The organism is Atopomonas hussainii (genome assembly GCF_900109735.1).
In the GTDB taxonomy this organism is placed as follows: domain Bacteria; phylum Pseudomonadota; class Gammaproteobacteria; order Pseudomonadales; family Pseudomonadaceae; genus Atopomonas; species Atopomonas hussainii.
Map to the genome: position 1 here is coordinate 1 of NZ_FOAS01000027.1, position 12,091 is coordinate 12,091.

8 protein-coding genes, 1 rRNA gene and 2 pseudogenes are annotated in these 12,091 nt (G+C 56.0%); 3 read left to right on the forward strand and 8 right to left on the reverse strand.

All coding sequences use genetic code 11. The features are described 5' to 3' along the window. Positions 1-196: 196 nt before the first annotated feature. Positions 197-312, forward strand: a 5S ribosomal RNA gene (gene rrf / locus BMX80_RS17245). 709 nt (positions 313-1,021) lie between these two features. Beyond that, positions 1,022-2,163 (forward strand): IS3 family transposase gene (locus BMX80_RS17255; protein WP_139214216.1). Its coding sequence is split into 2 segments (ribosomal slippage): positions 1,022-1,274 and positions 1,274-2,163, totalling 1,143 coding nucleotides; the frame shifts between segments, so codons are not numbered across the junction. Positions 2,164-2,167: 4 nt separating this feature from the next. Here the strand turns inward: BMX80_RS17255 and BMX80_RS17260 are convergent. The 8 genes and pseudogenes from BMX80_RS17260 to BMX80_RS17295 form a co-directional block, all read right to left on the reverse strand. Then, on the reverse strand, positions 2,168-2,470 hold the full coding sequence (locus tag BMX80_RS17260) for a hypothetical protein (protein ID WP_074870731.1): 303 nt from the start codon (positions 2,468-2,470) through the stop codon (positions 2,168-2,170). Then, positions 2,467-3,488, reverse strand: a pseudogene (gene tssI / locus BMX80_RS17265) (type VI secretion system tip protein TssI/VgrG); the annotation flags it as partial. The gene BMX80_RS17260 and the pseudogene tssI (BMX80_RS17265), both read right to left, overlap by 4 nt. A 72-nt stretch (positions 3,489-3,560) precedes the next feature. Beyond that, entirely contained in the window at positions 3,561-4,667 is a 1,107-nt protein-coding gene (locus tag BMX80_RS17270; RefSeq protein WP_235821672.1) for a DUF6708 domain-containing protein, read from the reverse strand. 11 nt (positions 4,668-4,678) lie between these two features. Then, entirely contained in the window at positions 4,679-5,002 is a 324-nt protein-coding gene (locus tag BMX80_RS17275) for a hypothetical protein (protein WP_074870733.1), read from the reverse strand. Positions 5,003-5,139: 137 nt separating this feature from the next. Continuing rightward, positions 5,140-6,393, reverse strand: coding sequence for a hypothetical protein (locus tag BMX80_RS18000; protein ID WP_235821673.1), 1,254 nt, complete (start codon positions 6,391-6,393; stop codon positions 5,140-5,142). Next, entirely contained in the window at positions 6,390-9,602 is a 3,213-nt protein-coding gene (locus BMX80_RS17285) for a toxin VasX (RefSeq protein WP_074870734.1), read from the reverse strand. The genes BMX80_RS18000 and BMX80_RS17285 overlap by 4 nt, the downstream gene beginning before the upstream one ends. Beyond that, positions 9,599-10,597: pseudogene (tssI, locus tag BMX80_RS17290) on the reverse strand (type VI secretion system tip protein TssI/VgrG); the annotation flags it as partial. The pseudogene tssI (BMX80_RS17290) and the gene BMX80_RS17285, both read right to left, overlap by 4 nt. 237 nt (positions 10,598-10,834) lie before the next feature. After that, positions 10,835-11,524, reverse strand: a complete 690-nt coding sequence (locus BMX80_RS17295) for a hypothetical protein (RefSeq protein ID WP_074870741.1) — start codon at positions 11,522-11,524, stop codon at positions 10,835-10,837. Positions 11,525-11,829: 305 nt separating this feature from the next. On the opposite strand from BMX80_RS17295, the gene BMX80_RS17300 reads away from it, so the two are divergent. Further along, positions 11,830-12,091 (forward strand): transposase (locus tag BMX80_RS17300; RefSeq protein ID WP_139214169.1); only part of this gene is annotated, 262 nt, incomplete at its 3' end.

Genomic DNA, 12,091 nt, shown 5'->3' on the forward strand with positions numbered 1-12,091 from the left:
ATAGGCTGGGTGTGTAAGCGTTGTGAGGCGTTGAGCTAACCAGTACTAATTGCCCGTGAGGCTTGACCATATAACACCCAAGCAATCTGAGATTGCAGTGGTAAACGAAACAAAGCCGAAAGCTTGTTGAACTCGTAATACCAATCACATACCCAATTCGGATAGACGTACGCAATACGGATATCCAACCGAATTGCTTGACGACCATAGAGCACTGGAACCACCTGATCCCTTTCCGAACTCAGCAGTGAAACGGTGCATCGCCGATGGTAGTGTGGGGTCTCCCCATGTGAGAGTAGGTCATCGTCAAGCACCTAAAACCAAAGCCCCTGAGCAAAAGCTCAGGGGCTTTGTCTTTGTGCGGTTGAAAAGCAAAATTGGCTGTTAGTTACCTCAGCTGAGAGCATATCTCCCGCACTGATATTTAAGTCCGCTCTTACTACGCTTTTTTTCGGAGCGATTTACTGCGGGTATCCGGTTTCATCATGTCTGATCAGTGTGCTTTGCTTGAAGCATAACTATGTTTCAGGTGCCAATGAGCCAGTGTCCTGAGCGCATTGATTGCGTATCAGTGCTTAAGTGAATGGGCCTTTGGCCGCACAACATTTCATCTCATCGCTGGAATATAGGGAGGAACTTCGCGGGTGGTGGTAGCGGCGTTAGCTGGTGACGTCAGCTTCAGTGCTGATCCGGGTGTCCGCATGACGGTCGAAGTCCTTGCCGGTTCATTCCACAAGTTTGCGCAGGCTGCCGAAATCTAACAGGTCGCCCCAGCCCCCTTTGTCCTTGAAGTAGAGCATGTCGTCGCTCAAGGCGACCTGTCGGGCAGGCGCAGGATCAAGGGGGCTTTGACTGAGCGTTTGGTCGGAGGCGATATTCCTACTGCTTGTCGCCAATTTTGCGGCCTTTAAACGTCCAGCCCACGTTCGCGCTCCAGGTCAATCAACCGGGTATGTTGTGGCTCAATGATTCTGGACACCCCGATAGGGCGTTAAGCTTCGCCCAACGATGAGGTGTTAGTGTGATCAGAAGAGCATTCAGTACAGATTTCAAACTTGAGGCAGCGAGCCTCGTTCTCGACCAGGGCTATTCCATCACGGATGCCTGCAAGTCCGTGGGTGTTGGTCCGACGGCTATGCGCCGCTGGGTCGACCAGCTGCGCGATGAGCGTGGCGGTGTCACCCCGCAGCGCAGCAAGGCGATGACGCCGGAGCAGCAGCGTATTCAAGAGCTAGAAAGCCAAGTCCGTCGCTTGGAGCGGGAGAAAGAAATCCTAAAAAAGGCTACGGCGCTCTTGATGTCGGACGGTCTGAATCAATTGCGCTAGTCGAAGCATTGGGCAAGCGGTATCCACGCGCAGAGCTCTGTCAGCTCTTTGGTGTGCAGCGCAGTACGTTGTACGACGTTCGTAAGCGACGCCTGCATGTTGACCATCAGCGCATGGCTTTGCGGCAAAAAGCCGTCGAGCTGCATGCACAAAGTCGTGGCTCAGCTGGGGCCAGAACACTGTCTGCTGCCCTGCGCATGGAAGGCATATCCGTTGGACGCTTCTTGGCTGGCCGCTTGATGAAAGAAGCACACTTATTCAGCTCGCAATGCCGTAAGCATCGTTATCGTCGGGCGGACGGCGAAAGCGTGATTGCGTCAAACGTACTCAACCGTCACTTCACCGTAAGCGGGCCTAATCAGGTCTGGTGCGGTGACGTGACGTACATCTGGGCAGGGAGCCGCTGGATCTATTTAGCGGCGGTGATGGACTTATACGCTCGGCGCATTGTCGGTTGGGCACTATCTGACCGTCCCGACTCAAAACTGACAACACGTGCGCTGCGCGTGGCTTACGAAGCGCGCGGTTGCCCATCGCAGCTGATGTTTCACTCCGACCAAGGCAGCCATTACACCAGCATCGAATTCCGGCAAATGCTTTGGCGCTACCGGATCAAGCAAAGCATGAGTCGACGCGGCAACTGCTGGGATAACGCGCCCATGGAGCGATTTTTTAGAAGCCTGACAACAAAGTGGATACCCGAGCATGGCTATGTCAGCAAGGAGCAGGCTGAAGCCGATGTGCTGCGCTATCTAACCAGCTACTACAACCACCAACGAGCGCACAGCTACAACGGATATAGAACGCCAGTGGCGGCAGAGTCACTGTATGGATAAGACACTAAACCAGTGTCCAGTTTTTGTTGACCACAACAAGGCGACCAGGGCGCAGCAGTCCGCCTTTAGGAGCCTCACTGTATTTCTCATAACCCGGTAGTAGCCCCATCGGCAGCACAGCAAGAAAAGTGTTTTGCTGGATGCGCTCTTCTTCCCCATTGCTGCGCATTCCCACTTCGACTGGGATCTGCAGCTCGCCGCCGTCGCTGCGTCCGATATTCAGCGCCAGCCGCGCACGGCGGCTATTGTCGTATTCGGTGCGCTTGCGGGTGCCTTCGTTGATAGGCTGATCTTTGAGTTCGCTCATGCGTCTGCTTCCGGTTCGAGCAGGGTGACTTGGCTGCCGAGTTGAGGGTCACCCCAGACATCTACGATCAGCTCTGCTTGCTTGGCGCTCCGCTTTGGCTGCGGGTGTTCGTGGCTTGCACGCGCTTGGCAGGGCTGTTGATCGGCGCGGTGTCGGTTAGCTGGCCGGTTAGTGCGGTATCCGCAGGGGTTGGCTGTTTCGGCAACAGCGGTTTAGCCCCCGAGCCCTTGCCGGGGCTGCCGCCGGAGTTGATTTTGATCAGTGGGCCGATCAAGGTGATGCCGCTGGCGTCGAGTTTGATAAAGCTGCCGGCGGCTTTGAAGGTGAGTTCGCTGCCGGCTTCGAGCACTACTTTGTGGCCGCTGGAGAGGTGGATTTCCTGCCCGGCCTGGATGAATTGGCCGCTGCCGATCTTGATGTGCTGGTTGTTGCCCACGGTGAGGTGGTCGCTGGCTTTGACCTCGGTTTTGCGCGGTTGCACGGTGGTGCGGTGTTCTTCGCCGCGAATCTCGGTGTGGCAGTTGGCCTCTACGGTGTCGTGGCGTTCGTGGCCGATGCGGATTTTTTGGTCGTGCTCGATGTTTTCGTCCCAGTCGCGCTGGGCATGCAGGTAAATCTGCTCTTGGCCTTTCTTGTCTTCGATGCGCAGCTCGTTGTAGCCCGCGCCGCCAGGGCTGGAGAGCGTTTTGAACACGCTGCGGGTTTTATTCGCCGGCAGGTCGTACGGCACTACGTGTTCTTTCTGGTACAGGCAGCCGGTGATCAGCGATTGGTCAGGGTCGCCTTCTAAGAAGGTCACCAGCACTTCCATGCCAATGCGCGGCAGAGAGAGAGCGCCGTAGCCATCGCCGGCCCAGCCGGTGGCTAAGCGCAGCCAGCAGCTGGTGTGTTCGTCGGCCTGGCCTGCACGGTCCCAGTGGAATTGCACCTTGATGCGGCCGTATTTGTCGCAGTGGATTTCTTCACCTTGCGGGCCGGTGACTACGGCGCGGAAGGGTACGTCCCACGGGGTGGCCTTGTTCTAAATCTGTAGCCCTAGAAGCTTCTAGATGGGTTTTTGCGTGTGTCCACGCGCGAAGCCCTTAGGCAGTTATGGACTGTTTACGTGTTCGTTGTGCGTTTGATGGGGTTGTTTGTTGGCTTGGCTGAAATAGTCCGGAAAGCTTTGCCCATTGGCGAAGGCTTTTTCGATGGCGGCGGATTGGGCGAGGAGTTCGGCGCTGGGTTTGGCCCACTGTTCAGCGGGCAGTGTTTGTGACCAAGCTGTAATGCTGTCTGGCATGGCTTTCATGCTGTAGCGGTGATCCCACTCGGCTACCCAATAGGGGAAGCGCCACCAGGTGACGATGTTGCACAAGTACCACCAAGGGACGCTAATGGCTGAGGTGTAGCCGTCGCGATAATTCTCGTGCACTGATTGGCGTTTTTCATCAAAGGTGTGCAGGCCTTCGTAGGGGGCCGTGCCTGGACAAAACTCGGGGCCTTTTTCCATGTAGACACGAATGGCCTCCCATTTGCTGAGGCCGTGGATTGGCGTCATTACGCCTTGATTAAACACGTGGGTTAGCCCTGTGGCAGCTTCGGGGAAGGCGATGCCGAAAGTGTAGGTGCTCATGATGGCTTCGCCGGTCGTGCCAGTGCTGGTGGAGACCCACGCGGCCACTTCCTCCCAAGGGCAGATGATTGGCTCGTCGGAGCGCTCGAGGAAGAAACACACTTCGCGGCGCTGGCGGTTAAAGCGAATCGGGCGAGTTTGGGCTTTTTGCAGTGTGGTACGTATGACGGCGGTGCCGCCTAAAATAGCGGCAAAGCCGCCGCCTAAAAGTGCCACTACTGAAGAGAAAGCGAGCATATCTAGCGCAGACATCACATGTGTCATGAAGGGGCGCTGATGCGGGTCGAAAAACACGCCGGAAAGTACGATTAGGGGCAAAATGATTAAACAGGAAATTAATACACACATGAGCCCCCAAACCACGAGTTGTACTTGGAAGGCTTTATTAAAGTTGCTTTGTCCAACGTCGATGTAGGTTTCGTTCACTTCAATAAAGCTGCCGCCAAGGTCCATGGCCGGGCTGCCGGTAGGTAAAGGCAGTGGGGCGAGAAACAGCGCTTGACCGGTGGCGAAATGACGCACTTCACCTGCGCAGGGCGGCTGTTGTTTGAGGTCAAGGGCGTTTTCGTTGTTGTCGGTCATAGAGTTGCTCATTAAGACTTGCTGGGCTCATCGATTAGTGTGTCGCGGGTCAGCGGCAGTATAGGAGCATCCGGGTTGCGTACCCGCAGAAGAGCTACTTCTGACAAGGCTTTTCCCTCGTGAGCATTGAGGGTTAGAGTTTCAAAGCGCTTGACTTCCATGGTGCGACTGCCCGGCAGTGCTGGGTAGCGCACTTCAATGCCCAGCCCGTGCTGGGCATTGGCTTCATTAGGGAAGATTTCTAGGCTTAAGCGCAGTGGCTCGTGGGCTTGGCTCAGCTGCTTTACTTGGTAGAGCAGTTGTTCCGTCCAAGGTTGCCAGTGATTACGTTGCATGTCGGTAAGCCAGTATGTGGCTCTGGTTACGTTAGTAATAGCAGCAAGTTCTTCAGCATTGCTAAGCCCCCCCAAAGCCTTGACGTAATAACTGGTCGACTTGGAGGTTGCAGTAATATGCAGCTTAGTTTGGGTGTTTAGCCACGGTGGATGTTGCCGTAGTCATCACCATTTGGGGTGGCGTGAATACCTTTAGCTTCTTGTTGTCTGTAGTAAGTCTCAATCGTCAGGCTAGGGTCAATTTTGGCTTGGAGGATGCAAGGCTGCTCTTGCCACTTGTAGTCGCGATTGCGCTTCATCATCTCCGCACGGCCACGACGCTCCCAGGCCCGGTAAGGCATATCGCGCCAGCGGCGCGGGTCGCGCTTGCTCTGGAGGTCATGCTCGGCGGTGGTCGGGTCGAGATGGCGGAACTGTTCGAGAATAGGCAGCTCGGGTAAGGGCTGGGTTACGTCCATGTAGCGTTGCAAGGTATCCCAGAACGCCAGGGCCTCTTCTAGGCTCATGCCTAGGGATTGAATCTTGGCGCCGAGAAAAACCTCGACGGTGGTGTAACGGTGGTGCAGCCAGATGGCGAAACCGCTATTGCCGTGAGGGCCGGGGCGAAATTCCAGGGTGGCATCGAACTCGTAGAACGGCGCGCTAAAGGGTTTCTGAAAGCGCCGACCGATGGTGAGCATGCCGGTCTGCCGGTTGAGGCCGCTGCCGTCGTGGGCGAATACACGAAGATAGAGATCTTGTAAGTAATCCCAGCCGATTAGGCCCATAAAAACGCTAAAGGCCATGGCTCCGCATATCCAGAATAACTCTGTGCCGTGAGGATCGTCTTGAAATGTAAGTAAAGACGCAATTAGTGCAACAGCAAGTCCCGAGCCCACTTGTATCAGGTATTTCTTGTAGCGCGGATTGTCGGCCCACATATACCAAGAGCTGAATCCGATCATGACAAAAGCAAGCAAAATTACGGCAATTGTAAGGGCTAAGAATGAGTTGAAGTTGTGACTTGGAAAGAGCCACGATAGGAATACGTCACCTGCTGATCCGAGAACAAGTATCCAGCAAAGCCATGGTATGTATAGAATTGATGACCACTTTAAATATGGCAATAGAATCATCAGTTTGCTGGTGTTGTCGAAGTTCCAGCGTTTTTGATTTATATACAAGTCGTCTTCTTGGTTGTCATTCAAATAATCGGGCTTGCTCGGTCTTAGCTGGGCATCCACATCCTGCCAGGGCTCCAGGTTGGCATAGTGCCCCCAGCGCAACTGAACTCGTGTAGGTCCGGAACGATTGGCATCTTGCGACCACTTATGGGGCGGCTGGCTGGGGATTGCATTACTTCGGTAGGCCGAGGCGGCATAGGCCGCCTCGGGAACGATGGGGGCATTCATACGTAGGCAAAGTCCCTTTGGGTGATTAGCCAGTAGGGTACGTCATCGGCACTGTCGCGGTCTTTGGGTGTTTTTGTTGTGAACGCTTGCCAGTTACGGGCCTTGGGTTGGGGCAGGATGATGCGGTTATAACCTGAGAAAGGGTCGTCCGCGTGACAGATGGCTTCGCCGAGGTGGAACTGCCCGCAGACCTTAAGGCTGTACTCAATGGCCTGACGATAACGTAGCGGGTCGCCTTCCGAGGGCACGGCAAACTGTGCAGGCAGTACAAAGAGCAAGCGGTTGCTGTCGAGCACTACTGCTCCGAGTTTTTGTTTGGAAATGGGCTGATATCGGTAATTCCAGCCAGAGGTATGGTTGCGGCTGCGCACCACTTCCTTGGCGAACAGTTTGAAGTCGACGCCATTGCGGAACTGGCCCAATAACGGGGTGCTTAGCTCTACCACCCAGTCTTGTGGTGCTAGGTAAACGCGCGCTTTAGTTTGCGCATCCAGCAGGCGGGCTTTGTCTGCCGCGCCGGCTTTTTTCTGCCATAACTGCAGGCGTTCAATCTGCACGCGGGGTTCACCCAGCGCGCCGAGAAGTTGCTGGTAGGCCAGCAAGGGATCGTTCATCTGCGGCAAGCGCTGCTTGGTGCCGAAGGGACCGTGTTTGATCGCTTGCTCCACAGCGCCATCGGCCAGTAACACAGTTCCAATAACCCCTGCTACCAGCAAGCCGACGCCCAGACCTAGTAGCCAAGGACTCGCCAGCAGGCCAATGGTATAGAGCGCCCAGATGCTGGAGCCGCTGGCCGCGATCATATTGGCCATGGCGACATCGTCATCGCCATCACGCAGGGAGCGGCCGGCATCCCAGACAAACAAGCCTGCGGTAATAATGCCCATCGCGGCAAATGAGCCAATACGCGAATGACTCAACAGGCTTTTGCCAGTACGTTTTTTTAGATTCTCTGCCCAGAATCCCGTTGTTTGTATACCTCGTTTTTCCCAGAAAACATGCCAAGGATTAGCCGTACGTTTGGCATCGGTTAGTAGCTTTAGTGCAACGTTGTTTGCCGCTACTCCAAGATCAGTTAGGCCGCCGACTAGGTTTGCGATGGAGCGCCATTTTTCTCCGTTTTGATAGAGAGCCTGCGCCGCCACTGTATTCGCATACAAACTAAACCCCGCACACACAGTCGCCAGTACGGGTATCAACTTACTGTTGGCGAGGGCCTTGGCCGTCTCCAGGTGACCAGCCATCGAGCGCCATTGCTTGTAGTCGGCGACCAGCGGATCGTTGGCCTCGGCTGCCACCACCATGACTTTTCCTAGGTCCTTCTGGGCAAAACTCAGGCGCTCGGCTAGCTTGCCGCTGCTGGTGGCGAGCACCTGACCATTTTTCGCTTCCAGGTTGGCATAGAGGTAGTTGTCGCGAGTCAGGGTAGCCCGCTCGGCAGCGGTGATGCCGAAACTGAAGCCGTCGCCATGCACGCCCAACACCACCATATTCTTGGCCAGGGCCTCGCCCTGAGGCATCAGCTTCAATCTTTTGGCTCGGCTGTGCAGTTGGCTCAGCACATCGAAGGTGGGGGCGAAGCTGCGGTGCAGCTGCACTTGGCTAACTGTGCTGCTTTTGCTGATGCGCTTAACCGCTAGCGCGCTGGCCGTGGCGACATGGTTAAGCAGCTCGTCGAGGGCTGCTGCTAGGTTCTGACCGATATAAGCCTTGTTGAGAAAACTCAGGGCACTCAGTCCTAAACGTTCAGGTTTGACGGCCATACCGCTGGCCGCAAGGGCCTGTAGGCGTCTGGCGGTTTCGGGCAGCTCGCCCTGAGCATTAGCCAGCAATCCCTTGGTCAAGGCATGGGTGGCCTCGACCAGTTGGTGGCTGAGCCTGTCTACGGCGGCGCTGACCTTGCTGTCTTCGGCTTCGATGCAACGCGGGTCGCATCCTTTGGGGGAGCGATTAAGTACCTCAAGCAATTCGGCCAACTGCGCGTAAGGCTCGAGTAATCGCTCATCACGGCTGTGCAGATAATCATTCCATATCGGTGCGAGCCGTTTGACTAGGCTGAGTATGCGTTCTTGCTGGCGATACAGCTGCTCACGGGCTTGCTCGCGCTCGGCGTGCAGGGTGGCTTTTTTTAGTGCTGTGGTATCTACGTGGATTTTAAAGTCTTTCAGTGGGCCATTGGCGGGCATGACTTCTTGATAGAGCAGCTCGGCATAGCGCCCAAAAGGTTGGTGCGGCACTAACGCATTGAGTGTTTGTAGCAGCTCAGCGCATAGGCGTGATTGCGCCACGGCATGGCGTAAAGCAAAAAGAGGGTCGTCTAGCATCACGCCCACTAATTGCGGATAGCCGCGCAGTTGGTTCTCGCTAAGTAGATCTTTGACCTCGGGTAAAGCAGGTAGCGGCTCTGGTGCGGGGCTGTTGAGGTACGTGGCAAGCTCTTTCTGCCTTTTCTCAAGCTGCATCACCAGTGAGTCAGTTGGTAGGGCACGGAGTCCTGTATTGAACAGTAGAGGGTCTTCTAGCAGTGTCTCAAGATGCAGTTCGCGGGCGCATAGGCCCTTGCTGATGCGTGTGATCTGAATGGCGGGCATAGCTTGGGTCGCCCGCCACTGTTCAGGGCCGACGACGGCGGCTGCCCATGCGTGGGCGATATTGTCGCAGCGCTGGGAGACACGGCTGGCGTTGGCCTCTAGCCAATTAATGTATTCCCACGTCCAGGGTAGCTCACTGTAGGCCATTGCCAGCTGATCGCCCACGAAGCGCCCTTGAAGCAGCGTAGGTACGAGCACTACGTGTTGCTTCACACCGACAGGAGGCCGGGCGTCTGCATTGCCGCCACGCTCTGCGGTTTTGCGCCAGTGAGCGAGGTCGACTTCAAAAAGTTGCCCTTTGCCGTCGCTTTCAAGTTCGCGCCACAGTTTGCCTTTGCGAAAAATATAGAGGTAGCCCGGGCGCAGGATTCCGCCTTTGGGCGCTTCGTTGAGCTTGTCGTAACCCGGCAGTCGCCCCATCGGCAGCACAGCAAGAAACGTATTTTGTTGTATGCGTTCTTCTTCTTGGTGGCTGCGCATATCCACTTCGACCGGGATTTGCAGCATGCCGCCATCTTGGCGCTGGATGTTCAGGGCTAGTCTTTCGCGCCGTTCGTTGCTGTATTCGGTGCGCTTGCGGGTGCCTTCGTTAATAGGCTGATCTTTGAGTTCGCTCATGCGTCTGCTTCCGGTTCGAGCAGGGTGACTTGGCTGCCGAGTTGAGGGTCACCCCAGACATCTACGATCAGCTCTGCTTGCTTGCTTGGCGCTTCGCTTGGGCTGCTGGTGTTCGTGGCTTGCACGCGCTTGGCAGGGCTGTTGATCAGCGCGGTGTCGGTTAGCTGGCCGGTTGGTGCGGTATCCGCAGGGGTTGGCTGTTTCGGCAACAGCGGTTTGGCCCCCGAGCCTTTGCCGGGGCTGCCGCCGGAGTTGATTTTGATCAGTGGGCCGACCAAGGTGATGCCGCTGGCGTCGAGTTTGATAAAGCTTCCGGCGGCTTTGAAGGTGAGTTCGCTGCCGGCTTCGAGCACAACTTTGTGGCCGCTGGAGAGGTGGATTTCTTGCCCAGCCTTGATGAATTGGCCGCTACCGATTTTGATGTGCTGGTTGTTGCCCACGGTGAGGTGGTCGCTGGCTTTGACCTCGGTTTTGCGCGGCTGCACGGTGGTGCGGTGTTCTTCGCCGCGGATTTCGGTGTGGCAGTTGGCCTCTACGGTGTCGTGGCGTTCGTGGCCGATGCGGATTTTTTGGTCGTGCTCGATGTTTTCGTCCCAGTCGCGCTGGGCATGCAGGTAAATCTGCTCTTGGCCTTTCTTGTCTTCGATGCGCAGCTCGTTGTAGCCCGCGCCGCCAGGGCTGGAGAGCGTTTTGAACACGCTGCGGGTTTTATTCGCCGGCAGGTCGTACGGCACCACGTGCTCTTTGTGGTACAGGCAGCCGGTAATAAGCGGTTGGTCGGGGTCGCCTTCTAGAAAAGTCACCAACACTTCCATGCCGATGCGCGGCAGGGTGAGGGCGCCGTAGCCGTCGCCCGCCCAGCCGGTGGCTAAGCGTAGCCAGCAGCTGGTGTGCTCGTCGGCTTGGCCTTCACGGTCCCAGTGGAATTGCACCTTGATGCGGCCGTATTCATCGCAGTGGATTTCTTCGCCTTGCGGGCCAGTGACCACGGCGCTTTAACTCTGGACTCGCTACACCCTTGTATCTCGACCTGCGGCCAGCTGGCGCGGCTCAAGTTGGCTGTTCTGCCGGTTTGGGCACTCGTAAAGGAGGAGTTGCTGCGTTGCCCATTGATTGGTGATCGCCATCATGTAGGTGGCATAGCAGCCGAGGCTAGGGTGCTGTTTCTTGTTCGAAGTCGCCGGCATGTGGTAAGCGATCGTATTTATTCTGCGACATGCACATCCTTTGCGTTACTCAGCGGCGACAACGGCCTCGGGCGGTTGTTCGGTGAATTTAATTTTGTAGTAGTCGAGCATGGTTTGGCCTTTGGTGTAGGCCTTGCGGACTTCGGCGCTTTCTTTAAGCAGGGCTTCGCTGGGATGGGCGTGTTGCGCGCTGGGCAGCGGTTTGGACCAGTCGAGTACGCTTGTGGGGAACAAGGCTTTCGGGCGGCGGTTGATCCACTGGGCGATGTGGCAGGGGATAGTCCAGCCGCTACAGAACTGAATGACTAAAAAGCCCCATACGTAGCGCGGCCACCAGTGCCGGCTGCGGTAGCCGCGACGGCAAAAATGGAAATACGCCACGGTGCCTTCTTGAAACTGCTCATCACTGAGCACAGGTGTGGGCAAGGCTTCGGGGCCTTCTTCCATGTATTGCCGAATAGCCTCCCACTCCCCAACAGCATGGCTGAGGGTGCCGCTAGGGATGGTGACCCAGTAGACATCGCCGCTTTCGGCATTACGCAAGCCGATCATCAAAGCAAAGCTGGGCATGACCGCGTATTGAGTGACTATTTTACTGGCGGAAACGCAGGCGATCACCTCTTCCCAAGGGACAATGACCGGCGGATCGCCGCGGTAGATTAATGCCACTTCACGGCGTTGGCGGTTAAAGCGAACCGGCGAGCGTGTGCTAATACCGCGGATAATACGGAACATACAGTAGCAATAAAAAATGACAAAACAGCCAATAATGCCCCACATGTAGGGGTTTAATTCATATAGTAGCCAGCTAGACCAGAAAGGCTCTTTATCACGCCTTAACCATGCGCCGAGCCCCGCAGCAAATGTGTGTGCACAGATCAGGGCGATAATTGATCCGGTATAAGCGCGCACAGCAAACTCGACGTTGCCTTGGCCGGAGCCAACATCCAGATATACAGAGTTAGGGAAACGCTGATTTATTCCTCAGCAGCTCTCTTGGCTGGCACAATCGCGGGAAGCCCATCGCCTGAGTCAGCCGCATGCAAAAAACCTTTTCCGAAGCCGAATATGCCGGCAAGAAAAAGCTGACACGCCGCGATCGATTTCTCAGCGATCTTGAGCAGCTCACGCCTTGGACCTTGCTTGAAGCTCAGATTGCCCCCTTCTATGCAGACAACACGGGCAAGCGTGGGCGTCCCAGCATTGGTTTGCCACGCATGCTTCGCTTGTACGTTGTGCAGCAGTGCTTTGGTCTTTCGGACGAAGGCACAGAAGATGCGGTTTACGACAGTCAGGCTATTC